Source organism: Paenibacillus sp. EKM206P, from assembly GCF_011066155.1.
GTDB classification, from domain to species: domain Bacteria; phylum Bacillota; class Bacilli; order Paenibacillales; family Paenibacillaceae; genus Paenibacillus; species Paenibacillus polymyxa_D.
The window spans coordinates 261,478-288,004 of record NZ_JAAMNQ010000005.1; the positions used below are offsets into that span (position 1 = coordinate 261,478).

Below are 26,527 nucleotides of genomic sequence, written 5' to 3' on the forward strand. Positions count from 1 at the left end.
TCTTTACGGAAGCTAAGTTTATTACCCTACACGATTCAATAGTAATGTTATGAAGTGGAAAGTGACCATTTACATGATTGTGCATGCATATTTAAATTAGACTTTCAACCATGTACGTATAGAAACGCCCTTCCGAAACTAACTCCTCCTCATAAGGAGGAGTTTTATCATCTGGAACCACCGCTAACCCCCTTTGCTTAAGAAACAGAGGCCGTATTGCGCTTTTCCTTGGCGTTGCCGCGGTCGCGACGACTCAGCAGAAACCCGACCAGAGATGCTGTGGATTGTTGGAAAATCATCCCCAGTACAACGGGCAATGCTACCGGGGCCGGGAAATAGGTGATGGCAAGCACGGCTCCCGCGCTAATATTGCGCATGCCGCCGTTAAAGACAAGCGCCGTACGGTCTGCATTATTCCACCGCATCAGTCCTGATATCAGATAACCGATCGCATATCCAGTGGAGGCAAGGACGATTATGGATAGGCATACTCCGACAAGCTTAAGATTAAAATCGACCAGATAAGGCGCAATGACAGATCCGTTAATCATGACGACAAGAGCCATAGCCAGCTTGGAGAACGGTCCTAGCCGTGGTCCCCATACCTGCTTGATCTTCCCTTTGGTCCATTCGTTCAACACCATGCCGATTAGCGAAGGAACGACAATCATCCAGAATAGGCTCTGCATCATCGCCCAGGTATCGAGCTGCACATCCGCTCCGATCAGTAGGGACATGATGCCCGGCACGGCAAATGGGGCCAAAATCGTATCAATTAAAATGATCGCCAATGTCAGCGCTGTATTGCCTTTATAGATGTTGACCCACACGAAGCTGGAAATGCCCGTAGGGATAGCTGCACCAAGAATAAGTCCAGTAATCGTGTAAGGATCATCACTGAAGGCCAGATGTCCCAGCATCATGGCGAGAAGCGGCATGGCCAGGTGAAGAATAAACAGACAGGCGATCATCGGACCAGGATGCTTGATCACATGGACAAAATCCTTAAACCCCATACTGATGCTGCCCGCGAAGGTCATGAATGCAAACAGCCAGGGAGAGAGTTCGGTATATTCTGACAACGGCGTACCGATTAGGACGCCAATTAGAATGCTGATTGGTGTAATTAGCGGCATAGCTGCATTTAGTCTACGATTCAACGTGAGGAGCATACAAAACTTCCTTTTTTAACCTTAAGTATAGACCTTGCACCCGTGATTCGTAAATGATCTGTGACCTTGCGGTAGCCCGATAGAAGCAAATTTGAACGCTCCTGATGAACATAGATTAACCCTTCAAATTATTTCGATATTCCAAAGGAGAGCAGCCCATTATTTTTTTGAATAGTCTGGAGAAGTAGTAAGGGTCCCTAAAACCGAGTTGTATGCTAACTTCTTTAATAGAGGCATTCGTCAAATCCAAAAGCTGACTGGCCCTCTGTATCTTCATTCTTAAATAGTAATCGACAGGAGAGTAGCCGGTGGATTGCTTGAATATCAGGTTCAGATGCTGCTTGGATACCTGAACATGCCGACTAAGCTGCTCAAGCGAAACGGTGGATTCCAATTGTTCACTCATATAGCGTGTTGCCTTATCCACATGACTCTGGTACGTACTGTCTTCCTTGCGAAATGCAACCGATACAACAAAACTCAGCAGATAACGGACAGTTTGCGATACTTGAACTAAATGTATAATGGAGTATGATTTATTCAATAAAAGGTCGTAACACTGATGAAATAGCTCCAGTAGTTTGACTCCATCACTGGCAGATATCGAAATATACGTTTTAAAAGGCTCAAACAATGCTATAAAATCATCCATTTGGTCCCCTTTAAGATGAAACCAGTAAATTGTCCAAGGATCTCTATCGTCAGCCCCATAAGCATGCGGCATGTCTCTGGGAATGTACGCAAAGCCTCGCTCTGTCATGTCAATCGTTAGGCCATCCTTTGTTCGTATCCAACCTTTTCCGCTGGTACAGTAGATGAATATATGAGAGTCACATCCGTGCATTCTTTCACGAAAATGATGGCGGGCATGGCTGAAGCAGCCTATATCCGTAATATATAGATTTTTTGTAAGCGGATTCATATTTAATTTATCCAGTATATAGGGTGGAACGACATATAACTTTTCACCCTCAAATCCATCAGCTTTCTTATTCATAATCTATCCATCTCCTAGCCTTAGGCGGCTCTAATGATGAAATACGTATATAGTCCATCATAAACAGTAGATTGTCAATTGTCTGTAATGTCGCTTACTTGTAAGCTCTGAATATAAGAGCGACTATGAGGGAGTGATGGAATTGAGCATTTTCGACGCTAGGGCACGCGTGTGGGAGCAAACCGTGCAGATCCCCACGTATGGAATTGGCAAACCCGACAAAAATCCAATGTTTCTGGAGAAACGTGTCTATCAGGGAAGTTCCGGTCGAGTGTATCCGCATCCGGTCATTGATAAAATTGAGGATGAGAAGAAACTTGAAAATTATCAAATAGTTTTCCTAGAAAATAAATATTTGCGCATTGAGATCATGCCAGAGCTGGGAGGACGCATTTATCGTGCGGTCGACAAGACCAACGGTTATGATTTTGTTTATTATAACAGGGTCATCAAACCAGCGCTTGTGGGCTTATTGGGACCATGGATATCTGGAGGCATTGAGTTCAACTGGCCGCAGCATCACCGTCCCAACACTTACGGACCCGTTGAATACAAGTTGGAAGAACACGACGACGGAAGCGCAACGGTATGGGTGAGCGAAATTGATCGTATGTTCGGCACGAAAGTAACAGCTGGTTTTACACTTCAACCGGATAAGGCATACCTTAAAGTGGGGGCCCAGCTATATAACCGGACTGCCGAGCCTCAAACATTTTTATGGTGGGCCAATCCAGCCGTAGCGGTACATGATCACACGCAATCTGTTTTTCCTCCAGACGTATCAGCCGTGTTCGACCATGGAAAGCGAGATGTATCCCGTTTCCCGATTGCTACAGGCACTTATTATAAAATGGATTATTCTGAAGGCGTAGATATCTCCCGATACAAAAATATTCCTGTTCCCACTTCATATATGGCCTATAAATCGGATTACAATTTCATAGGTGGTTACGACCATATGAAACAAGCTGGGCTTTTGCATGTGGCCAACCATCACATCTCTCCCGGGAAAAAGCAGTGGACATGGGGAAATGGCGAATTCGGCCAAGCTTGGGACCGCAATCTAACAGATGAAGACGGCCCCTACATCGAGTTGATGACGGGAGTGTATACCGATAATCAACCAGATTTCACTTGGCTTCAGCCGTATGAAGAAAAGACGTTCTCGCAGTATTTTATGCCTTACAAACATATTGGTATGGTCAAAAACGCTTCAATTGACGCAGCCGTTAGTTTGGAATTAAATCGCAGCGAAGGGACAGTACAGATTGGCGTCTATGTAACTTCGTCATTTTGCGAGGCTGTTGTGGAATTAAGCAGCCAGCGGGAAGTTTATATTCAAGAAACCTTGGATCTGACACCTAATAAGGCCTTGATACAGAAGACAGTTATTTTGGCTGAGGATGAGGATTATGATCTATGCTTAAGCGTCAAAGACGCGACCGGAAGGGAGCTGATTAGCTACCAGCCTAAGCAAAAGGAAGTTGAGCAGATGCCGGCTGCTGCCGACCCCCTGCCACAACCGGAGGAATTAAGAACGAACGAAGAATTGTATTTAGCAGGACAACACTTGGAGCAATACCGTCATGCTACCTTTGAGCCTGAGGCGTATTACCTTGAGGGCCTGAAAAGAGATAAGAATGACAGCCGTATAAATATGGCATATGGTACGTTGCTTCTTCGCAGAGGGTTATATGCAGAAAGTGAAGAGTGCTTTCGTAAAGCCATCTCGCGGATAACCTGGCGTAACTCTAATCCCTATGATGGTGAGGCCTACTACCAGCTTGGTTTGTCGCTAAAACACCAAGAGCGGATGGATGAGGCGTTCGCTGCATTTTATAAATCAGTATGGAGTGCGGCATGGCAAGACAGCGGGTATTTCTCACTGGCACAGATTGCGACAGAACAAGGGAACTATGAAGAAGCATTGGAACTCGTCGAGCGCTCGACAATCCGAAATGCTCGCAATTACAAGGCACGCAACCTGAAGTCGGCTATTCTTCGTAAGCTCGGCAGGAACGAAGCAGCAATAGCCTTTTCCAAGGAAACGATGAAGCTCGATATCGCCGATTTTGGAGCTTACCGTGAGCAAGCATTATCTTTAGAGGCTCTCGGGTTACGAGATGATGCTAAAACGGTCTTTGAAGAGCTGGAAAAATGGATGCGTGGAGATGTGCACAACTATATAGCGGTAGCATCGGACTATGCGGCGGCAGGACTCTATGAGGATGCAGCATGTGTGCTGGAAGAAGCTCCAGAGCAGGCAAAAACATACCCTATGCTGTATTACGTTCAGGCCTTCTGCTATGCTAAAATCGGCAAGCTTGAGCAGGTGAACAATGCTCTCGCTCAGGCCGCAGATGCAGTACCCGATTACTGCTTTCCTAACCGTCTGTTTGAGTTGGATGTGTTACAATTTGCAATTCGAACAAGACCGGAGGATGACAAGGCGCATTATTACTTAGGTAATTTACTCTATGATAAGAAACGGCATCAGGATGCTATTTCCAGCTGGGAAATGTCTCGTTCCATTGACGATACTTACCCCGTTGTTCACCGTAATCTTGCTCTTGGATATTTTAACAAACAAGGCCAAGTAGAGAAGGCTCGCCATTCGTTAGAGCAGGCCTTTGCGTGCAATACTTCAGACGCACGTATTCTTTATGAGCTTGACCAGCTGTATAGGAAGCTGAACATCAAGCCCAACGACAGATTGAATCTAATGGAGAGTTATCCGGGAATCATAAAGCTTCGCGATGATCTGTTTTTAGAATATGTAACCGTTCACAATACGATGAAGCAGCATAAGATAGCGTTGTCCTTGCTGACAGGGAGAATATTTCATCCATGGGAAGGCGGAGAGGGGAAGGTAACGGGACAGTATAGGCTGGCCAAGGTAGAGCTTGCCAAGTCCGACCTGAGGTCTGGGCGGATTGAACAGGCTGTAAAGGGGCTGCGGGAGGCTTTAGTGTATCCAGAGAATCTTGGCGAAGGTAAGCTAGAGGGTTCCCAAGATAACGATATCTATTATTATTTGGGCTGCGCGTATGAGCTATTGAAATTAACAGATGAGGCAAGACAGGCCTTTTCCACGGCCTCTCAAGGACTGGGGGAACCCATTAATGCCATGTATTATAACGATCAACAGCCAGATATGATATTTTACCAAGGATTGGCCTGGCGGAAACTTGGTTATGCGAAGGAAGGCAATCGTCGATTCAACAAGCTCATTGATTACGCCGATAGATACTTATTCGAACCCGTGAAAATGGATTATTTCGCGGTCTCGTTACCCGACTTTCTCATCTTTGAAGATGACCTGAATATTCGTAATCAGGTTCATTGTACTTATATGAAAGCACTTGGTTTGCTTGGATTAGGGCGACAGGACGAAGCCATCTTGCATTTTGAATCGGTGCTTAAGCTAGAAGCTAACCATCAAGGAGCGTTGAACCATATGGACTGGAGCTGGGAGGGGAAATCAATTGAGTAATCTCATGAGAACTGTACCGCGCAAATTGACGATCACCATGTGGGACTTTTCTTGGTATACCATGACACAGGAAGGTGAGCCCTACAGCGATCTGGAAGCCCGTTTTAAAGAAGCGGTCGAAAGAGGCTACAATACGATCCGAATATGTGCAATGCCATTCATGTTGTTTACAGCGGATGGCAAACGCCCCGGACCCTTGGAGTTTGCTAACCTTGGGGAAGTAGGCCAGCGTACGCGTTGGTATAACTGTCGTGGAGGCGCAGTACTGGACGGGCATGCTCATTTGCTCGAACTGTTCAAACAAGCAAAGGCTCATAACTGTTACATTATGTTATCCTCTTGGGAATATCAGCAGAGTCCCAGCTTTCTGGCTCATGCTGAGCTTAGAGATGAACTAGCTGCAATTCCTCCTAAGGAGAGATTCATGGCCATTGCAAAATCAATGGATCAGTTGATCCGTTTCGTCACAGCAGAAGGCTACAGGAGTCAGATCATCTATACAGAGCTGCATAACGAAGTGGAATTTGGGCAGTTAAACGCCGTCGGAACGTCTGAAGGCATAGCCGAAACGAATGTACCGGCGCTTATTGAAGCCATGCAGCCCTACGTAGAAGAAGCGATAGAATATCTTCGCCAATGTCATCCTGATATGATGATGACAGCCAGTTATACGTTAAATGAAGCCTACCCCAAGGCTTACGTCGCGCGCAATATGCAGGTGGCCCATTTTCACCTATATATTAAAGGGGTGCTCAATGAGCTTATGGAAGCGGCAGCGCTTTATGATGAGTTGGCGCCGTTCCCCAATCCATTCGTACAATCCCTATTAAGAGAAGACGCTCCTCCATTTGCAAAATGGACCCTGCCTCCGGGGCAGAATTGGCGGATGGAAGGCAATCCAGTCGGCATGAGACTTATTTATTTGCACGACTGGGTAGATCCCGATCAATGGGATTTATTTTTGTACGATCGGTATGGAGACCATAAAATGGCCATGTTGCAGAAGGCCGACACCCGATTGGAAGAGATTCATGAATGGACTCGTCATTCCGGCATTCCAATTGTCATAGGAGAAGGTTATGTAGGCTACACGCCGCTGCATGCCCAATTTGAAGAAGGCCCAGTCGGCAAATTTATCGCTGAATATGTGTTGCGAAAAGGAATGGCACTTGGGTTCTGGGGAATGACCCTCTGTTCTAACTGCGCTCCCCATCATCCATTCTGGAATGATATCGCTTGGCAGCGCAAGTGGAACCAATTTATCCTGAATTCAGATTAACGAGTGAGGGGAGTGAACTCCATGAGAAACTATCGAGTTGCGGTTAAAGACGATCAGAAGCATATTGTTAAAGGACATATCAAACTTGGCGGCACCAACCCAAAAGGAGAGGAGATCGGATTCACCAACTATTTTATGGAGAAGGACGGAGAGCCCTTTTTCGGTATTTGTGGTGAATTCCATTATGCCCGTTATGATGAACGCTATTGGGAAGACGAAATTATTAAAATAAAAATGGGCGGCGTAAACATCATTGCCACTTATATTTTTTGGAACCTACATGAAGAAGTTGAAGGTGTTTTTAATTGGAGTGGGAACAAGAATCTTCGTCATTTCATCGAGTTGTGCGGCAAACATCAGGTATACTCCATCATTCGGATCGGTCCCTTTGATCATGGGGAAATTCGAAACGGCGGTATGCCAGATTGGTTATTCGGTCGACCATTTGAGGTTCGTTCTAATGATGAGGGGTATCTGTTCTATACAAGAAGATTGTATAACGAAATCGGTACCCAGGTTAAAGGGCTGTTATATAAGGAGGGGGGGCCGATTATCGGCACCCAAATCGAAAACGAGCATCATCATTCATCTGCCCAGTGGGCATTGACTGTAGGAATTAATGATATGTGGCTAAACAGTGGAAGTGACGGTAACTCGCATATGTTAAAACTTAAAGAAATAGCTCTGGAAGCGGGGATTGATACTCCGATCTATACGTGCACAGGATGGGGAGGAGCAACAACTCCTGTACCTGATATGCTGCCGTTATGGGGCGGGTATGCCTATTGGCCATGGATCTACTACGAAGAGGGACGTTTGGAGGGGATGGACGAGCATCCTGCGACACCGGAATACATTTTCCGCGACAAGCATAATAACAAGATTCCAGAGAGTTACAATTTCGAGCCTCAATACGCACCTGAAGACTATCCGTACGCTTGCTGTGAAATGGGTGGCGGCATGGTTCAGTTTTATAAATATCGGTTCGCATTTCCCTACCGCAGTGTTCCAGCAATGACTGTCATGAAGGTTGCAGAAGGCTGTAATCTGATCGGATATTACATGTATCATGGGGGTTCCAATCCTCGGGGTAAGGTTAACCCGTTCACCAATGATCTAGCCACACCTAAAATATCCTATGATTTCAACGCCATGATCGGCGAATTCGGTCAAGTAAGGGAATCGTACCATAGAACAAAGCTGCAGCATTACTTTTTTTCAACGTTCCAAAAGCAATTCTCAGTAACCAAGACTATTCTGCCAGGGGATACGTCCCAGATGGACCCTTATGATGTGGATACGTTACGATATGCAGTGCGATCCAGTGCTGGATCGGGTTATCTGTTTCTAAATAATTTCCAAGACCATGTCGAAAATGACGACCTGTGCGATTTTAATGTGAGCATTGAACTGCCCGAGGAAACGATTATAATCCCTAGTCAAGGTGAGCTGATGTTAGGACGTGAAAGTTTCGCTATATTGCCATTTAACTTTAATTTAGATGGAATGAAGCTCAAATATGCTACGGCACAGCTGATAACAAGGATAGAAGAAGATGGAGAAGTATACAACTTTTTCTTTGTACCAGAGGGGATGAAGGGAAGATATGAAATTGAGTCAAAAGATATCATCAGTGCCACAATCGACAAAGGCTCGATAGAGCAATTGGACGGGAACACGATCATTAAGGTTGCTGAAGAGGACGATAGTCTCATCCATCTGGTATCTGAAAGTGGCAAAAAAGTTGCCATCTACACGATGACTGATGAGCAAAGTCTTACATTTTGGAAGGTAAACATGCAAGGCCGGGACAGAGTCATTTTGACCAATGCCAATGTTCTTGTATCTGAGGGCGATCTAAGGCTGGAATCGACGGATCAAGAAATGGTATCCCTGAGTGTATTCCCTGATTTCGACGCCTCGATCACATCTATTACTGGTGGAGAGCTGCTAGACATAACAGAAAACAATGTATTTAAAACGTATCGTTTAAAGGCTCCTAAGCGAGAAATTCATTTCAATTTGAAAAGAATAAATGACGATAAACTTACTATTGATTTTGAGATAGATGCCTTTCACGGAATTAAGGAAGCTCTGCTGCGTATCGATTATACTGGAGATATCGGTTATGCTTTTATGGATGGCGAACTGATCAACGATAATTTCTGCAACCATACGACCTGGGAAATAGGCTTGAAAGCATTTGAGCATCGGCTCATCGAGCAAGGGTTGTACGTATATGTTTCCCCAATACGAAAAGGTAAGGTTCTCAACAGCAATACGACTATGGCTGGCTGGAAAGAGACGGCAAAGGAACGTATCGTAGATATCGGCGCAGTCAGCATCGTGCCTGTGTATGAAATTCGACTCACCGTATAACCCAGGAAGTGTAAGTTCAGAGACGCACAGTGGGTACTTTTAGTATAAAGTATAAAAATGTAAAAGCTCATGGTCGTTCAACCATGAGCCTTTTTTACTTTCTGATAGTACGTTTAGTAGATACCAGCCTTTTTCGATGTTTCTTTGATCCCGTTGCTTCCGTTAACTACAGTTTTCCCCCAATCCGTCAGATTGCCATTAGGTCCTGTTACAAGATCAAGGTAGGAAAGATTGGAACTATTACCATACCACGACCAGGCTAACCAGCCTACTCCTTTGGATTGACCGTATCTCATGATTTCTGTCTCGTCGACGTCTGCTCCCTGGTGGTAACCGCCAAATTCGCCAATAATCAGAGCGAGTCCTTGATTCAGAACGTTATCAATATTGGTTCGAACAGTTTGAACATCTTTACCAGCGAACTCATACATATGGATGGAAAATACCGTATTCTTCAAAGAATCAGCTGCGAATACAGATTTACCAAAGTCATTGATAGATTGAGGATATTGTCCCCATCCGGCACAATCGACGATGAGCGTATTTTTAATACCTGCGTTTCTCAGCTTGGGAATCGCTTGCTTGTATCCATCAGCCCAACCACTTCCATTCCAAGAACCATACCATTCGTTCGCTATGTTTACGATAACCCGGTCTTCCTTGCCGATTAGAGCATCCTTTATGCTAATCCAGTAGTTCACAGCTGCATCCAAAGAAGCGTAGTCGTCTTTGCCCGTAGCGTCATGAACTTCAAGTACAGCAATCATTTTATGGTTGGAGACGAGAGAAATAATATTTTTCACGGAATTAATATCATCCTTGGTGTACTGGTTTCCGTTAGAAAGGACAATTCGGACGGTATTAGCACCTGTCTGGGCAATTGCCGGGATCGCTGTATAAAGATCGTTTTTGTACCATGTGTGAGCATGATTGACGCCTCTCATAACAAATGGCTTGCCTGTAGAATCATACAATTTGGTACCGCTTACATAAAATCCTGAAGCAGCTTCTACCTTGGAGAAAACTCCTCCTAAACCAATCATGATGAGCAAGCCGATCATTCCAGACAATAGTGCTTTTCTTAACAATACCTTCATTTTTATTCCTCCCTAAATATATTATTCAACCTCCTGCTATACAGAGATGAAGTTAGGTATGTAAGTGTGTAAATAGCAGTAAGCTAAACACAAAATTAAGCGCTTTCAAATATGAAAAAAGTTATTTTTGTTATTCTATCATTTGTGTTTTTGTTATTCAATCGGTTATTTTGGTTATTTTTTTGTGTTTTTGAAGTATAAACACATGGATGTATTATTTAAGTGCGATTTTCTGTGGTTTCATTGTATTTATTGTTTATGTTTGTTTAAAATTTAGTTTATATTGATAAAAATAACCTAACTATATTTCTGCGATATTCCGGATTTGTGTAGGTTGACCTAACGTTTTGCTTGGTTAATTATTTTGAACAAAGGTGAGATCTATCGGACAGCAATACCTAAGCTTCACCGCGATATTAAATTATAGTATGATATTCTTGTGAAAAATTTTACCAGAGTGAATAGGGGCAAGCTGATGAGAAAACCAATCATTGCAGTCGATATGGACGATACCATCTGTCATCTCGTCAAACGAGCCATATACCATAACAATAGTGAATTTCCCACTCATCCGCTTCGTTATGAAGAAATGTTAGATTGGAACACCGATCATCTACGTCATCCCAAAAGCACGCATGATGTATTTTATGGGCGACCGGGTCTGTTTGAGGAACTTGAACTGTTTGACGAGTATGTTGTAGAAGAAATGGAGAAGCTTTGCAATGCTTTTGATGTCATTATTGTGACAGCGGCAGAGCCCAAGACCGTCGTAGAGAAATGGAACTGGCTTCAAAGACATATGCCATTCATTCCGATCGAGAACTTTTTCCCATGTAAACGAAAGAACCTGATTAACTATGATCTCCTGATTGATGATGGTCCTCATAATTTAGTACCTGCGCTAAAGGAGGGGAAAAAGGTGCTTTGTATTCCTCATCCATGGAATCTGAGAGCAAGAGAGCAATATGAGTTCCCCGTCATGACATCCTGGCAAGGAGCAAAAGAACGAATCGACTCCATTTTAGGAGTTCTGTATAAATAATAGAATTATTCGTAAAACAGCTGGCTCCTCTGGAACTGGCTGTTTTGCTAGAAAGAATAGCGCCTATGGCTGAAATAAAATGGTACAATTGCTATGCATTATCCATGAGGAGGGAACGTGTATGACCATGACTATGGGTCTGATTGTGAATCATCTGACCAAGGGAATAAGCCTACCCCACACCACCGTAGATCTGCTGGACCCAGGATCTGTAGATACTGAGGTGCAAGGGATTGTAACCGCTTTCTCCGCTTCACAGTACGTGATAGAACAAGCTATTTCTCTAGGTGCAAATTTTATCATTACACATGAAGGCATTTTTTATAGTCATCAGAGGATGCATGAGTGTCTACTACATGATCCGGTTTTTTCGCAAAAATCTCGCCTCATTGCCGATGCAGGTATAGGCATTTATCGGTTTCATGACACCATACATCGTTATCAACCGGATGGAGTGATGGTTGGGCTTCTTCAGGCGCTTGGCTGGCACAACTACATGGTAAAACAGCAGCCGACGGCCGCCATTTTGACTATTCCCGCTATGAAAGTTAAGGAGATCGCTGAATATATCAAAGCCAAACTACATATTCGTTATGTACGGGTGGCTGGCGAGGTTTCCATGCCATGTGAACGAGTGGGAATTTCAGTAGGATACAGGGGAGGTGGCGATCTAGCCATTCCATTATTTCTAAATGAAAATGTAGATGTAGTCATCGCCGGTGAAGGCCCAGAATGGGAAACACCAGAATATGTTAAAGATGCTGTCTATCAAGGGCACAGTAGAGCACTTATCATGCTGGGACATGCTGAAAGTGAAGCACCTGGGATGAAGTATCTCGCAGATGTACTTTCCGCCCAATTTCCGATGCTTGCCGTACACTTTATTGAAGATCACCCGGTGTTTCAAATATTGTAATGAGAACACGTTTTTTGTGATGGTCATCCAGCACTGCTGTTATATCCGTTCATCCACTTTATGAAATGGAGGCGAGATCATGGGAAGCAGAGTGATTATGCCGTTCAAAACAGACTGGAGATTTATAGAAGGAAATTACGCGGGTGCTGAGAAAATGGACTACAACGATGAGCATTGGCGGCTCCTTCATGTCCCTCATGATTGGAGCATTGAAAAGTCCTTTGATCCACATATGCTGTATGGTGGCAATCAGGCTTATTTGCCAAGATGGTCTGTCGGATGGTACAGAAAGCATTTTAATGTGAAGCCCTCCTCTCCAAAACAGCGCGTATACATACAATTTGATGGCATTCACAGTAACAGTGAGGTTTGGATCAATGGGCATTTTGTGGGCAAGCGACCTTATGGATATGTTAGCTTTCAATATGATTTGACTCCATATATTCGGTGGGATGAGGAAAATGTGATTGCCGTCAAAGTGGACAATACGATTCTTTCACCTGACAGATGGTATTCGGGGGCCGGTATTTATCGTAATGTTTGGCTGATTTGTACGGATTATATTCATATAACCGAATGGGGGACTTACATTACCACACCTGAAATTTCGCCAGATGAAGCCAAGGTGACTGTCAGAATCCAGGTCACTAATCAACACGCGCATGCCGTAGAGTGTACGATTATGACTGAAATGCTGGACCCACAGGGACAGATCCAAGGAAAAGTGGAAAACCGAGTCACTCTTTCGAGCTGTGAAACGGGGGAAATAGAGCAAAAAACGCGAGTATTAGAGCCAGAACTATGGTCACCGGACAACCCAGTGCTCTACGAAGCCCAGACGACGATCTATTGCGACAATACAGAGGTGGATCGTTATTGTACCTCTTTTGGCATAAGAGAAGTGAAGCTGGATACACAAAAAGGTTTATTTTTGAATGGGCACAGCTTAAAGCTAAAGGGAGTGTGCATTCACCATGATTTAGGCTGTCTGGGGGCTGCTTACCATGATACAGCCATGAAAAGAAGGCTGCAAAAGCTGAAGGAAATGGGCTGTAACTCGATCCGTTTTGCTCATAACCCGATGGCGCCCGAATTATTAGATTTATGTGACCAGATGGGGTTCTTGGTGGTTGATGAGGCTTTTGATAAGTGGAAATCTCTTTTCTATGAGCATTTATATGATGAGTGGTGGGAAAAAGATCTGGAGGCAATGTTGCTCAGAGACAGGAACCATCCCAGTGTTTTCATGTGGAGCGTTGGGAATGAAGTGGAAAACCAAGGGCAGCCATCCATGCTAAAAATGTTGGAGCAGCTCGTGGGTTTCTGCCATGAAAAAGACCCAACCCGATCGGTTACATATGCGCTTGAGCCGCATAATACACCGATCAGCTTGCGTGAGGGTTCGATTGAGGCCAAAGTGGAGCATACTAAGCAGCTGGCACAACGAGTGGATGTTCTGGGGTTAAACTATCAGGAGCAGTGGTATGAGCACTATAGGGCGGCCATGCCGGATATGCTTATCCTTGGAACCGAGACGTTTCCATACTATCGGGGCAAGGATAACCGGGTTAAAGGTTATTTGCTTATGAATCCCTGGTTTGATGTCGCTAATCATGATTATGTGATCGGTCAATTTGTTTGGAGTGGAATTGACTATTTGGGAGAAACGAGCTATCCCTCCAAAGGGTGGTCTTCGGGCCTGATTGATACTTGCGGATTCCGCAAACCAGTATCTTATCTCCAACAAAGCTTATGGTCTAATCAGCCTGTTGTGCACATAGCCGCATTTAACGAACATATGAAATCGGAATTTAATCCGACATGGACAATGCACTGGAAATCTCCGGCCATGGAAGATCACTGGACATTTCCTGACTACGGTGGAAAATTGATACGGTTGGTTACCTTCACCAATTGTGAGAGTGTGGAATTGATCGTGAATGATGAATTATACGGTGAGAGGAAGCTAGTGGATTACCCTAATCATTTAATCCTATGGGAGCTTCCCTATACACCGGGCAAAATCCGAGCTGTGGGTCGTAATGGAAACGAGAAGGTTTGTGAGCATGAACTGACTACTGCCGGGACTCCTTATGCTCTAAAGTTGGAGGCCGATCGGACGGTTCTACCTGCTGATGGGCATGAGATATCTCATGTGGAAGTAACCGTCATAGACCCAAACGGGATCACTGTACCTAACCAGGATGTTGAATTAACCTTTAAACTGCATGGTGATGGCCGCATCCTTGGAATAGACAATGGGGACCTCACCAGTGATGAACCCTACAAGGGGAATGAGAGACGAACACACAGAGGAAGGTGTCTTGTGGTTGTACAATCTGGGAATGTGGCTGGTGAGCTGTTGCTTCAAGCATCAGCAGATGGGGAGTTACAGGGAGAAATCAGCCTGAAAGTGGAAGAAGAACGCAAATGATAATTCAAGGTTGAATCAGCATAGAGCTTGTAGTGTTTTATTAAAAAGGTCTGAATAGGTGGTGAGTGCTCATGCTCTACCTGCTCAGGTCTTTTTTTAAAATTTTACAATTGACGGTCAATAGCGATCTATGACTATAGTTCTCTTTTTGACAAATAGTTTGGATACGAATAGAATGACTAATTATAATATAGCTTATTAAAAGATTAATAAAAAGTAGTGATAGGGAGATAAGTAAATGCCGAAGGTTCTGTGGTAGAAAATCAATTGCAAAAAATGCTTTTGCCGGCTTTCCACGGTTCATTTCGTATGGAGACACTTGTAGATGCGGTCATTGACTATGTTGGCGTTATTGTTGCTGGTTTGATATCAGGTGCAGCCCAACCCATTGGGATGAAAGAAAGGAAATCAGATTAAAATATAAAGGGGATGGGCCCATGACTATGAAAACGGAAAAACAAAAGATGATAGATGGAGAACTGTATGTAGCTGCTGATCCTCAATTAACGAGTGAAAGAGAGTATGCGAGAAGATGTGTCCGTCTCTTTAATCAGACGACAGAGACGGATCGTGAGTACCGTGAAAAGTTACTTAAGGAGCTTTTCGGATCAACTGGTGAAAATATAGGCATGGAACCCAACATACGTTGTGACTACGGATACAACATCCATGTTGGAAATAATTTCTATGCCAACTTTGACTGTACCATTTTGGATGTTTGCGAAGTGCGCATTGGAGATAATTGTTTCCTGGCTCCAGGAGTTCATATTTACACAGCAACTCACCCCATAGATCCGTTTGAACGAATCGCTGGCCCAGAGTATGGAAAGCCTGTTAAGATTGGCAACAATGTATGGATCGGCGGGAGAGCAGTGATCAATCCTGGTGTTACGATAGGTAATAATGTCGTAGTGGCATCAGGAGCAGTAGTAACCAAGGATGTTCCAGATCATGTGGTTGTAGCTGGAAATCCAGCACGAATAATCAAGCAGATTGAAATCTCCTAAACAGCATACAGGCAAAGCATTTAATATTTGTTCCGATGATCCTATTAAAATAGCTCTTTATTTTAATAGGATCATTTAATTTAAAGACTTGTACACTTATGGTCTTCAATATTGAATTATACAGAGTAATAAATGATCATGTTCATCCGTACTAGTGTTTCTCCTAGATTATAGTAAATATGTGGGCGGTTTGCTTTAAACCGAATCGAATCTCCGGCTTTCACCGTGTACATTTCCTCACTGACTTTTACCACCATTTCACCCTCAAATACCGTAATAAATTCTTCTGTACCTTCACGGTGTGGCGCTGAACTTAGTTCCCCGCCTGCTTCAATCTCTACGGTGTAAACCTCAAAATTTCTACTTCCTTCATAGGGAAAAAACGGATACAACCGATAGTGATTATTTTCTTCAAGCACTTGCACCTTGGTTTTCGGAACGACTACTGCATCTGCAGGGGGTTCATTAATCAGGGCAGTGAAAGAGATTTTCAAACCGTTTGCAATTTTCCATACGGTTGTAATCGAAGGATTTGATTCTCCCCGCTCAATCTGACCAAGCATCGTTTTACTGATCCCCGTCAGATCGGCTAATTTATCTAAACTTAATTTTCGTTCATTTCTTAGATATTTCAAATTTTTACTTAAAATCAGATTAATATTCTCCATAATTATTCGCCCCTATTGTGCTTTATAAAGAACGTATTGTACAATCATAAAGTACAAACGTGCGTTTTAACGCACACTTTATACAATTATAACATACTGGAGTTGATTGTTGCATGCCGGTTATTCCGTTTCTTTCTTATGTGATTGTTACCAGCTTTACGCCCGGACCCAACAATATTATGTCATTAGACAGTGCCAGGCGGTTAGGTTTGAGAAAAGCATTCCCATTTTTGCTGGGAGTAACAGCTGGCTGTTTCGCTATTATGCTGTTAGCCTGCTATTTTAATCTTGCTTTGTATCATTTTTTGCCACGGGTTAAAATCTGGATGAATGTACTCGGTAGTCTGTACATGCTTTATCTGGCGATAAAAATAGCGAAGAGCAAACCTTCTTCTAAAAATAATGATCACAATGAAGGATATTCCTTCAAATCAGGATTGCTGCTGCAATTTATCAATTTAAAAGTCATTTTGTATGGTATTACGGTCATTTCAACGTTTGTTATGCCTTATGATGTATCGTATATAGAGCTTATTATGATTTCATTACTTTTGACCTGTATTGGTTTTATAGCTGTAGTGTGCTGGGCGATTTTTGGGGCTATGTTTCAGCGTTTCTTGAACAAGTATGAGCGCTCCTTCAATATCATAATGTCCTTATTGCTACTTTATAGTGCACTATCGATATGGATGTAAATGAATACCGTTTCCATCATAGAAAAGAAAGGTTCCTGACTATAGGCAGGAGCTTTTTTTTCGTGTGAATTGAGCTTATTTTACGAGTTATAACATACAATCGGACAGAATGGATGAGTCTCCTGATCATTTAGCTGCAAAACGGGTATTACCTTAATAAATAAAGCTGTTGACAACTTGTATATACATGACTTAATCTTGTATATACAAGTTGTTGAAAGCGTTATATTATTTTTTACGCTATTTCATTTCGCAAGAAAGGAATGAGCATGAATGGAAGCAACGAATAGGACTTTGATTCCTCAAGATAAGGACTGGTGGCGAAAATCAGTAGTCTATCAGGTTTATCCCAAAAGTTTTAACGATACGACGGGTAAAGGAACCGGTGATATAAGAGGACTGACGCAAAAGCTGGATTATTTGCAAAAACTGGGTGTCGATATTGTCTGGTTGCAGCCTGTATATGTCTCACCACAACGTGATAACGGGTATGATGTAGCCGATTATTGCCGGATTAATCCTGACTATGGAACAATGCAGGATTTTGAAGAATTGAGCCGGGAAATTCGGGCGCGTGGGATGCACTTGATGATCGACATCGTGGTTAACCATTCTTCCACAGAGCATGTCTGGTTTCAGCAGGCGCGGCTTTCTAAGGATAGTGAGTACAGGGACTATTATATCTGGCGTGACCCAGCACCCGATGGAGGACCTCCGAACAACTGGATTTCCAAGTTTGGTGGACCAGCTTGGCAGTATGACGAGGCTACAAACCAATATTTCTTGACACTGTTTGATAAGACGCAGGCGGATTTAAACTGGGAAAATCCCAAAGTTCGTCAGGAAGTTGTTAATGTGCTGGAATTTTGGGCAGAGAAGGGAGTTAGTGGCTTCCGACTTGATGTCATTAATTTGATTTCCAAAGATCAGCAATTCTCGGACGACGATGGAAGCACGGCTCCTGGGGACGGGCGTAAGTATTATACGGACGGCCCAAGTGTGCATGAATACCTTCATGAATTACATGAGAAAGTATTCTCAGCGTATAACAGTGTCACTGTAGGGGAGATGTCCTCCACCTCACTGGATCACTGTATCCGTTATTCCAATCCAGAAAGAAAAGAATTGTCCATGACCTTTAATTTTCATCATTTGAAGGTAGATTATCCAAATGGACATAAGTGGGAATTGATGCCATATGATTTTGAATTGTTGAAGAAGCTATTCTCGGATTGGCAAACGGGCATGCAACAAGGTGGTGGCTGGAGTGCATTGTTTTTTAACAATCATGATCAGCCAAGGGCGATCTCTCGCTTTTTGGATGATGGCGAATACCATGCGGAAAGCGCCAAGCTGCTGGCAACCACGTTACATGGTCTTCAAGGAACACCCTATATATTTCAAGGTGAAGAGATTGGGATGGCCAACCCGCAGTGGGCAGATATTGAAGAGTTTCGGGATGTTGAATCTCTGAATATGTATCGTATCTTACAGGAACAAGGCAAAAGTGCAGAAGAAGCATTGAATATCATTCGAGAGCGGTCTCGTGATAATTCGAGGACACCGATGCAGTGGGATAACACTCGCAATGCGGGCTTCACTACAGGCACGCCTTGGATTAAGGTAGATGAACGATATCCACAGATCAACGTTCAGTCTCAGTTAGAGGACCCGAACTCGATCTACAATCATTACCGTCAGCTGATTCACCTGCGTAAGACGGTGCAGGTCCTTACTGACGGGAGTTATCAACGTTTGGACGAAGCTCATCCTCAGGTCTACGCCTATCAACGCAGCAATGAAGAGGAGACTTTGATCGTCATCTCTAATTTTAGCGGACAGGATGCGCAATTCCGTATACCGGATTCATTTTATTCATCATTAAAAAATCAAGCGTTGGGTGCGGCTGAGCTTTTAATAGGTAATACCCAGCACGTCCCGGAGCTAAAACAAGAGATCACTTTGGCCCCATATGCTTCATATATGTGGATTGTCCGTAGTCTTAGTGAATAGTATGGAGATAACTAGTAGTACCCCGGGAACGTTATTTTTTATAACCGGGGTTGCTGCTAAAAAAGAGCAAACGTTAAGGGAGTGGGCTAAATGGCGATTGAAAGATCACAGGTAGAAGACATTATAAAAGCCGTTGGTGGCAAAGACAACATAGAGGCCTCTACGCATTGCGTAACTCGTCTGCGATTTGCCCTTTATGATGATAAGCTGGTCGATAAAGAAGCACTTGAACAAAATGATTTGGTCAAAGGCCAATTTTCTTCACAAGGACAGTATCAGGTCGTGATTGGTCCAGGCCTGGTGGATAAGGTATATAACGAAATGATCTCCATTACAGGAGGTAGTCGGGCTTCTAAAGACGATGTCAAAAATGCAGCAAGCAAAAAACAAAATCCAATTCAGCGTGCCATCAAGACGCTGGCAGATATTTTTATCCCCATCTTGCCCGCAATCGTGACTGCAGGTTTATTACTTGGAATAAATAATATTTTGACAGGCAAGGGGATTTTCTTCGAAGGTATGGCTCTGGTTCAGGTCTATCCTCAATGGACTGACTTTGCTGCTATCATTAACACCATTGCCAGCACCGCTTTTACATTCCTACCTGCCTTAATTGGATGGTCAGCCGTTGTCCGGTTTGGCGGCAGTCCTTTACTCGGGATTGTACTGGGTCTGATTCTGGTTCACCCAGATCTATTAAGTGCATACGGTTATGCGGATGCCGTTACCAAAGGAACCGTTCCGGTTTGGAATTTGTTTGGGTGGGAAGTGAACAAGATTGGTTATCAAGGACAGGTTTTACCTGTTTTAGTATCCGCTTACGTACTTGCACAAATTGAAAAATTCCTAAATAAAAAGATAGCGGATTCATTTAAGCTGTTACTCGTGGCACCGATTACATTATTAATAACGGGATTTCTGGCTTTTACAGTGATCGGTCCGGTTACTTTTATGATTGGTAATGCTATTACGTCTGGTCTTGTATACGTTTTCGATTGGGCTCCTGCGGTGGGAGGCTTGATCTATGGAGGCTTGTACTCCTTGCTCGTGATTACGGGAATGCACCATACTTTCCTGGCGGTGGATGTGCAATTAATTGGTACGCAGGGTGGAACGTTCCTCTGGCCGATGCTGGCGCTGTCCAATATCGCTCAGGGGGCCGGAGCATTGGCCATGATGCTAGTATTGAAGGAGCAAAAGGGAAAAGGGTTGGCTCTTACCTCTTCTGTGTCTGCTTTTCTGGGTGTAACCGAGCCTGCCATATTCGGGGTGAATATCCGATATAAATATCCGTTCGTATTTGGAATGATCGGTTCCGGTATCGCAGGTATACTGCTTACCGTAAATCATGTGATGGCTTCTTCCATTGGTGTGGGAGGGATTCCAGGCTTCTTGTCTATTTTCCCAAACAACTGGGGTGTATTCTTCATTGGGATGGCGATCGTATTGATTGTACCGTTCACTTTAACCTTTATGTATGGAAAACTGCTAAATAAGCGCCGTCAGACTCCAGCTACACCAGCTAACGACTCCGTACGGAAAGATTCGGGCCGTCAAGATTCTGCACTGGATGTGCTTGAAGTAAAGACTCCGGTACTGGGACGTGTTGTGCCGTTGGAGCAGGTTCCTGATCCGGCTTTTGCCGAACGGCAGATGGGACACGGTATCGCAGTGGAACCGAAGGATGGCAAGATTCTTGCCCCTTTCAGCGGAAAAGTTATTCATATCATGATGAAAAGCAAGCATGCCTTGATTTTGGAGCATCCGACAGGGGTACAGATTCTGGTACATGTGGGGATCAATACGGTGTCACTGAAGGGTGAGGGATTCACCATACATGTGGAGACAGATCAAACTGTGAAGCAAGGACAACTATTGATGGAATTTGACCGTGATCTGATTCAGAAATCTGGATATCCCATCATTACACCTGTCATTGTCCCGGATGGCCAAAGTATGATTAAATCGGTTGAGGAACTGCCAGGTGAGGCAGACGATTTGCAGTATACCTTAATGAAAATTCATTTGAATTCTTCATCAGGTCATAGGAATTAATTCAGTTTCAATTCGCACAGTCTATTATAGTGAACAGGGAAGTGAAAGAATGCTACAATGAACGTGGTGATGAAAATTGACAAAGAATATATTTTTGCAAATTTATCAGGATTATTCGGGACAGATTCAGACAGGCGAATTGGCTCCAGGTACGAAAATGCCATCTGAAAATGAACTGGCCCGGGAGTATAACACTTCTCGCGAAACCGTACGTAAGGCACTCCATTTGCTTGCACAAAATGGGTATATCCATAAAATAAAAGCTAAAGGATCTTTTGTTCTGGATATGGGACGGATGGATTTTCCTATAGGAGGTCTGGTCAGTTTTAAGGAAATGTCCGAACGGATTGGGCGTACATCACGAACCATTGTACATGAAAATCAACTACTTCCAGTTCCAGATGACATAGCCAATCATCTTGAGATTGACAAAGACAAATATTTGGTCTGGAAAGTCGTTCGTGCACGTGAAATTGAAGGTGAATGCGTCATATTGGACAAAGATTACTTTCGATCAGACATTGTATCTGTGCTTACTGAGGAAATTAGTCGTGGATCCATCTACGAATATTTGGAGGGAGAGCTCCATCTTCAAATCAGTTATGCAAAAAAAGTCGTTTCCGTAGAAAATGCAGACGAAGAAGATCATAGGCTGATGGACCTTCAGAACTACACTCATGTGGTCGTAGTACGTAACTATGTTTATCTGGAGGACACCACGTTGTTCCAGTATACCGAGTCAAGGCATCGGCTGGACAAATTCCAATTTGTCGACTTTGCCAGACGTTCCCACGGTGGAGACAAGAGAGCAGATTTTTTAAAATAACGATCAATAATATAGTTAAGAAACCCCGTCTTTTAAGACGAGGGTTTCTTTTTTACCTTGGATGCAACTGCTGAGCAGCTTGTATACTGGCATTTGAGGGATTTGAATTTGCGTTTTATCCAAAAGCTGTTTATAGAATATTAAAAGGTTATATACTGTTTAGAATACAATTCCATGATCAATGCAATGGGAACGAGGTGTATGTTATTTATGTATAGAGTGGCTATCTGCGATGATGAGCACAAGCAGAGAGAGCTTGTTAAAAATATGCTGATTACTTTGTCGATAAAGACCAGTATAGAATTTAAAGTTGAATTATTCGACTCCGGAGAACAGCTGGTATCTCATTATCAAAACCATGAGTCTCCATTCCATATCTTAATATTGGATGTTGAAATGAGTGGCATGAACGGAATCCAAACCGCCCAAAAAATAAGGAGTTTAAATCACCTGGATGAACAGATTGTTTTTTTAACGAGCTACCCTGAATATATGGTGGAAAGTTTTGACGTAGTCACATTTCAGTATTTAATAAAACCGATTGCTCCCCATATCTTTGAGGAAAAAATGATAAAGCTGTGTCAATATTTTCAATCTCTCGATAAAAAATTCGTTATCATCAAGTCAGCTTATGAGGAAGTGCTTTTAAAATATGATGATATCATTAGTATTGAAGTGGTCAAAAGCTTAACCATAAAAAACAAACTGCATTTTGTAACCTCTACTCAAACCTATGATAGCAAAGGGATTCTTTCGGACTATGCTTCAGCATTAAAAGAACATAATTTTCTACAAATTCATCGTTCGATTATTATAAACTTAATTCATGTGAAAAAATTTGCTGGCGGTGATGTTTTGATGTCAAATGATGTGAAGTTACCTATTGGGCGTTCTAAAATAAAAGAAGTTAAAGATCTATATACCAAATTTATGATCATGAAGATGCATTAATATGATGGAATATAACTCCCTGCTTCTTAATCTTTGCGTTGTCCTTGTTATGTGCTTCCAAGTGAATTTTTACTTTAACTCGGTTTTTGATAAGTCCAATCGAAAGCCGAACAGATTCGTGTACTTCATTATTTTTGGGTTGCTGGATTCCCTATATTTAAGTGTTTATTTGGCTCCTACGATATCTTCGATTTTAGCATTACTTGTCATATTTAGTTTAGCGCAATCGTATACAGTGGAAATAAAGACAAAGATCATCTTTTCTATCCTTTATGCTGTATTGATAACCATCGTTAATTTTATATCTCTTTATATTTTATATGCTGTAGGCTCTGTTAAAATTAGCAACTTTAGCCATTTGAGTGAACAAGATCACTTGATATTCTCTAAGGTTATGTTACTCAGCTGCATTATCATGTTTGCTGTCATTCAGATTATACGGTTATTTGCCAAACGAAGAACCTTCCCTTTGCAGCATCGTTACTATATTTTATTTTTAATCGTTCCCATCATAAGTTTATACCAGGTCAATGTTTTATCTGTTTATAGTGAAAAGAATATGTATTATTTTGGTTCTATTATTGGCTTTATTTCCTTAAATGTTTTTATCATATATATTTTTGATAATGTCATTGAAAAATTTCAATTAATGCATGAAAATGCTCAATTACAAGATCAGATGGACTACCAAGATGCCAATTATGAAAAAACGGTTCACAGCTTCAAAAATATAAAAAGAATCATTCATGATACACACCAACAGTTTTTGTATATTGAAGAATGTATCAAGAGAAATGAATTGGCTGAGGCGAGTGAACATATTAAGGTTACCTTAAATAAAATCGAAGGAGCATATCAAAGGGTTAATACCGGTAATCTGGTTATAGATGCCCTTGTCACGAATAGTCTTAACATTGGACAAGCCAATGGCATCAAGGTAGATACCCAACTTAACTTATATTCACAGAAAGTAAATATTGAACGTTATGATTTATGTGTAGTTCTAGGGAATATGCTGGATAATGCCATAGAAGCATCTAAAAAGGTCAAGATTGCGGATGACAGGTACATTCTTATTAAAATACATTCCAATGAGTCCACGCTTTTCATTCACATCCTTAATCATGTGGAGAATGAAGTGGCTCATTTGCATAGTCAAAAATCAAACCCGGATGTTCATGGCATTGGCTTAACCAATATATCTAGAATATGTGACAAATATGGTGGGAATATGACCATTGAAACGAAAAATAAAGTATTCGATAATATGGTCTTATTGCCATTTTATAAGGACATTCCTTAGACATCATGTTGTTTAGGGATTGTTTTTTTCGTTTAAGGGTATTTTTTTATATAGAATCCTCGTTCATTGTATGATCAGGTCAGTCATAAAATCTGGTGAAGCTATAAGAGGAGGAAATATGGAATGAAGAAAATAATAGCTGTGTTCGTGTCTGCTATGCTTTTTGTACTGCCGATGACGAATACTTTTGCTCAAGGCACTGATGAACCCATCAAGGAAAAGGCTCGCAGTCTGGCCTCGGAGCTGGTATCCAAATACGGTGCTAGCGGTGTGCAGTATGCCATTATGGACCAAGGAAACATCGTATTATCGGATAGCGTGGGTGTAAAGAATAAAGCAACTAACGAGCAAATCACCAAAGATACGATGTTCGGTATAGGCTCTACAAGCAAAATGTATGTATCTGCTGCAACGATGATGCTGGTGGATGCCCATAAGGTAGATATTGATCAGCCATTAACAACATACATTAAGGACTTTAAAATGTCTGATGAAAGATACAAACAAATTACACCGCGTATGCTGTTAAATCATTCGTCAGGTCTTTATGGTGCTCACTATAAAAATAGTATGTTATTTAATGACAATGATACAGAAAATCATGATGAACTCTTGCTAAGGTTGCAATCAGAAACCTTAAAATCAAACCCTGGTGAATATTCCGTATATACCAATGATGGATTTCAATTGCTTGAAATATTGGTTGAGCGGGTGAGCGGTCTAAGTTACACTGATTTTCTGGCAAAGCATATGAGTACCCCTTTGGGTTTGAAATCTACCAAAACACCTCTCGACCAATTTGATAGACAAAAGCTGTCCAAAACTTACTTTCCTGGGATTGAGGGGGCCTTACCGGTTGAAAATGCCAATGTCATCGGGACAGGAGGCTTATACTCCACCGCAGAAGAGGTGGCTATGTTTTCAGAAGTATTAACGGGGAACAGACCCGATATTTTATCTGCACAATCAGCAAAGTCCATGCAAAGTCATGAATATCGAAATGGAGTATGGGTACCTGAAGAGACAAACAGCTTTAATTATGGGCTTGGCTGGGATGCGGTTCAGTTGGCACCATTTAGTGATTACGGAATAACTGCGTTGTCCAAGGGTGGGGATACTGTTTTGTATCACTCTGTCTTGATCACCATACCAGAGCATCAGCTTTCTATGACTGTGCTTTCATCTGGAGGGTCTTCCATCTTAGATAGTATTTTTGCTTCCAACGTTTTATTAGAAGTCTTAAAAGATAAGGGCATCATTAAAGACATCCTACCGGATAAAACATTTGAGCCTCCTGTAAAAGTAAAAATGCCGTCTGATTTACTTGCTTATTCGGGATTATACGGTTCGGTGGGTACAACCATCAATGTAGAGATTAAGAACGGAGAGTTTGAGTTCCCAGCTTTTCTGGATGGATTCGTCCCGGCGCAAAAATATGTGTATACAGGCAATGGACAATTCAAAAGCAGTGATGGCAGTGTAGCCATAAGCTTTGACAAACAAAAAAACGGGAAAACGTATATTAAGGCTAACTTCTATTTAAACTTTCCGGGATTAGGTCAAATGGTTATGGTGACTTATGAATATCAAAAGCTAGATGCCAATCCTGTAAATCCTCCAGTTAAAAAGGCATGGGAAAACAGGAACGGGAAAAATTATTATGCTTTGGATGAAAAGATATCTTCCATATTTTATCTGGCCCCCTCATTTATAACGAAAAAAATATCCGTTGATCATGACGGATATGCAAGTGGTACTAAAATTGTGGATGAGAATAAAGCAGTAAATGCCGTTGAGATTCCTGTTATGAGTGGAAGAGATGCATTTGATCTGAATTTTTATACCAAGGATGGTTCGGAGTATTTAACCATAGATGGACAATCCTATATCAGTGAAGATGCTGTTAAACCTATCTTGGGAGGAAAATCAGTGTACACTATACCATCTAATGGCCAAGCCACATGGTATAAAATAGATAAAAACTCAGCCAATAAAACGATGACCGTTGATTTTCCAAAAAGCGGAGGGTTCGCTGTCTATGATGAAAACGGAGCGGTTGTACAATTTTCAACTGCCAGCAATAGCAATTCGGTTGTACTGCCCAAAGGTGGCTTGATCGTTTTGGGTGGCAATGCAGGGGATGTATTTAAAATCAATTTGAATTAAGCATGTAGCCGCTCCTGGAAATCCAGGAGCGACC

19 protein-coding genes are annotated in these 26,527 nt (G+C 42.4%); 15 read left to right on the forward strand and 4 right to left on the reverse strand.

The genetic code is table 11. The annotated features are described in order from the left end of the window. Positions 1-197 precede the first annotated feature (197 nt). On the reverse strand, positions 198-1,172 hold the full coding sequence (locus G9G53_RS13440; RefSeq protein ID WP_165148190.1) for a bile acid:sodium symporter family protein: 975 nt from the start codon (positions 1,170-1,172) through the stop codon (positions 198-200). Positions 1,173-1,287: 115 nt separating this feature from the next. After that, the gene (locus G9G53_RS13445) at positions 1,288-2,169 is read right to left on the reverse strand and encodes an AraC family transcriptional regulator (protein ID WP_165148193.1); all 882 of its coding nucleotides are present in this window, start codon (positions 2,167-2,169) and stop codon (positions 1,288-1,290) included. A gap of 136 nt (positions 2,170-2,305) precedes the next feature. Here G9G53_RS13445 and G9G53_RS13450 point away from each other — a divergent pair, with 136 nt between their 5' ends. Genes G9G53_RS13450 through G9G53_RS13460 form a run of 3 tightly spaced genes read left to right on the forward strand, consistent with a single transcriptional unit; the run spans position 2,306 to position 9,320 of the window. Further along, the gene (locus G9G53_RS13450) at positions 2,306-5,662 is read left to right on the forward strand and encodes a DUF5107 domain-containing protein (protein WP_165148196.1); all 3,357 of its coding nucleotides are present in this window, start codon (positions 2,306-2,308) and stop codon (positions 5,660-5,662) included. Then, positions 5,655-6,941, forward strand: a complete 1,287-nt coding sequence (locus tag G9G53_RS13455) for a cellulase-like family protein (RefSeq protein ID WP_029515902.1) — start codon at positions 5,655-5,657, stop codon at positions 6,939-6,941. The genes G9G53_RS13450 and G9G53_RS13455 overlap by 8 nt, the downstream gene beginning before the upstream one ends. A gap of 21 nt (positions 6,942-6,962) precedes the next feature. Further along, positions 6,963-9,320, forward strand: a complete 2,358-nt coding sequence (locus G9G53_RS13460; protein WP_165148199.1) for a beta-galactosidase — start codon at positions 6,963-6,965, stop codon at positions 9,318-9,320. A 113-nt stretch (positions 9,321-9,433) separates the two neighbouring features. Here G9G53_RS13460 and G9G53_RS13465 read toward each other — a convergent pair whose 3' ends face one another. Continuing rightward, entirely contained in the window at positions 9,434-10,417 is a 984-nt protein-coding gene (locus G9G53_RS13465; RefSeq protein WP_165148202.1) for a glycoside hydrolase family 5 protein, read from the reverse strand. A gap of 475 nt (positions 10,418-10,892) precedes the next feature. Between G9G53_RS13465 and G9G53_RS13470 the strand changes: the two genes are divergently transcribed. The 5 genes from G9G53_RS13470 to G9G53_RS13490 all read left to right on the forward strand — a co-directional run bounded on the left by G9G53_RS13470 (position 10,893) and on the right by G9G53_RS13490 (position 15,816). Continuing rightward, a complete protein-coding gene (locus G9G53_RS13470; protein WP_165148205.1) occupies positions 10,893-11,459 on the forward strand; it encodes a 5' nucleotidase, NT5C type in 567 nt (188 codons plus the stop codon). A gap of 121 nt (positions 11,460-11,580) precedes the next feature. Next, positions 11,581-12,375, forward strand: a complete 795-nt coding sequence (locus tag G9G53_RS13475) for a Nif3-like dinuclear metal center hexameric protein (protein ID WP_165148208.1) — start codon at positions 11,581-11,583, stop codon at positions 12,373-12,375. 79 nt (positions 12,376-12,454) lie between these two features. Further along, a complete protein-coding gene (locus tag G9G53_RS13480; RefSeq protein ID WP_165148211.1) occupies positions 12,455-14,809 on the forward strand; it encodes a glycoside hydrolase family 2 TIM barrel-domain containing protein in 2,355 nt (784 codons plus the stop codon). A gap of 252 nt (positions 14,810-15,061) precedes the next feature. Then, a complete protein-coding gene (locus G9G53_RS26480; protein WP_238437999.1) occupies positions 15,062-15,226 on the forward strand; it encodes a hypothetical protein in 165 nt (54 codons plus the stop codon). Between the two features lie 20 nt (positions 15,227-15,246). After that, positions 15,247-15,816: a sugar O-acetyltransferase gene (locus G9G53_RS13490; protein ID WP_029515893.1), complete on the forward strand. Its 570-nt coding sequence runs from the start codon at positions 15,247-15,249 to the stop codon at positions 15,814-15,816. 116 nt (positions 15,817-15,932) lie between these two features. Here G9G53_RS13490 and G9G53_RS13495 read toward each other — a convergent pair whose 3' ends face one another. Beyond that, complete coding sequence (locus tag G9G53_RS13495) at positions 15,933-16,487, reverse strand: helix-turn-helix domain-containing protein (RefSeq protein ID WP_165148417.1); 555 nt, start codon at positions 16,485-16,487, stop codon at positions 15,933-15,935. A gap of 110 nt (positions 16,488-16,597) precedes the next feature. Here G9G53_RS13495 and G9G53_RS13500 point away from each other — a divergent pair, with 110 nt between their 5' ends. From G9G53_RS13500 to G9G53_RS13530, 7 genes are all read left to right on the forward strand, one after another. Beyond that, a complete protein-coding gene (locus tag G9G53_RS13500) occupies positions 16,598-17,179 on the forward strand; it encodes a LysE family transporter (protein ID WP_069010924.1) in 582 nt (193 codons plus the stop codon). A gap of 273 nt (positions 17,180-17,452) precedes the next feature. Further along, a complete protein-coding gene (gene treC / locus G9G53_RS13505) occupies positions 17,453-19,192 on the forward strand; it encodes an alpha,alpha-phosphotrehalase (protein ID WP_165148214.1) in 1,740 nt (579 codons plus the stop codon). Between the two features lie 90 nt (positions 19,193-19,282). Beyond that, positions 19,283-21,247 carry a PTS system trehalose-specific EIIBC component gene (treP, locus tag G9G53_RS13510; RefSeq protein WP_165148234.1) on the forward strand — a complete coding sequence of 655 codons (1,965 nt, stop codon included), beginning with the start codon at positions 19,283-19,285 and terminating at the stop codon, positions 21,245-21,247. Between the two features lie 76 nt (positions 21,248-21,323). After that, positions 21,324-22,073: a trehalose operon repressor gene (treR, locus tag G9G53_RS13515; RefSeq protein ID WP_069010927.1), complete on the forward strand. Its 750-nt coding sequence runs from the start codon at positions 21,324-21,326 to the stop codon at positions 22,071-22,073. A 210-nt stretch (positions 22,074-22,283) separates the two neighbouring features. Continuing rightward, a complete protein-coding gene (locus G9G53_RS13520; RefSeq protein ID WP_165148237.1) occupies positions 22,284-23,024 on the forward strand; it encodes a LytR/AlgR family response regulator transcription factor in 741 nt (246 codons plus the stop codon). Position 23,025: 1 nt separating this feature from the next. Further along, complete coding sequence (locus tag G9G53_RS13525; protein WP_165148240.1) at positions 23,026-24,327, forward strand: ATP-binding protein; 1,302 nt, start codon at positions 23,026-23,028, stop codon at positions 24,325-24,327. Between the two features lie 123 nt (positions 24,328-24,450). Beyond that, positions 24,451-26,493: a serine hydrolase domain-containing protein gene (locus tag G9G53_RS13530; RefSeq protein WP_165148243.1), complete on the forward strand. Its 2,043-nt coding sequence runs from the start codon at positions 24,451-24,453 to the stop codon at positions 26,491-26,493. Positions 26,494-26,527 lie beyond the last annotated feature (34 nt).

Bases quoted from the DNA above. Each gene is read 5' to 3' on its own strand.
- treC (WP_165148214.1), top strand. From the start codon at position 17,453: ATGGAAGCAACGAATAGGACTTTGATTCCTCAAGATAAGGACTGGTGG.
- G9G53_RS13525 (WP_165148240.1), top strand. From the start codon at position 23,026: ATGATGGAATATAACTCCCTGCTTCTTAATCTTTGCGTTGTCCTTGTT.
- G9G53_RS13450 (WP_165148196.1), top strand. From the start codon at position 2,306: ATGGAATTGAGCATTTTCGACGCTAGGGCACGCGTGTGGGAGCAAACC.
- G9G53_RS13460 (WP_165148199.1), top strand. From the start codon at position 6,963: ATGAGAAACTATCGAGTTGCGGTTAAAGACGATCAGAAGCATATTGTT.
- G9G53_RS13475 (WP_165148208.1), top strand. From the start codon at position 11,581: ATGACCATGACTATGGGTCTGATTGTGAATCATCTGACCAAGGGAATA.
- G9G53_RS13500 (WP_069010924.1), top strand. From the start codon at position 16,598: ATGCCGGTTATTCCGTTTCTTTCTTATGTGATTGTTACCAGCTTTACG.
- G9G53_RS13445 (WP_165148193.1), bottom strand. From the start codon at position 2,169: ATGAATAAGAAAGCTGATGGATTTGAGGGTGAAAAGTTATATGTCGTT.
- G9G53_RS13520 (WP_165148237.1), top strand. From the start codon at position 22,284: ATGTATAGAGTGGCTATCTGCGATGATGAGCACAAGCAGAGAGAGCTT.
- G9G53_RS13440 (WP_165148190.1), bottom strand. From the start codon at position 1,172: ATGCTCCTCACGTTGAATCGTAGACTAAATGCAGCTATGCCGCTAATT.
- G9G53_RS13465 (WP_165148202.1), bottom strand. From the start codon at position 10,417: ATGAAGGTATTGTTAAGAAAAGCACTATTGTCTGGAATGATCGGCTTG.
- treP (WP_165148234.1), top strand. From the start codon at position 19,283: ATGGCGATTGAAAGATCACAGGTAGAAGACATTATAAAAGCCGTTGGT.
- G9G53_RS13530 (WP_165148243.1), top strand. From the start codon at position 24,451: ATGAAGAAAATAATAGCTGTGTTCGTGTCTGCTATGCTTTTTGTACTG.
- G9G53_RS13490 (WP_029515893.1), top strand. From the start codon at position 15,247: ATGACTATGAAAACGGAAAAACAAAAGATGATAGATGGAGAACTGTAT.
- G9G53_RS13470 (WP_165148205.1), top strand. From the start codon at position 10,893: ATGAGAAAACCAATCATTGCAGTCGATATGGACGATACCATCTGTCAT.
- G9G53_RS13480 (WP_165148211.1), top strand. From the start codon at position 12,455: ATGGGAAGCAGAGTGATTATGCCGTTCAAAACAGACTGGAGATTTATA.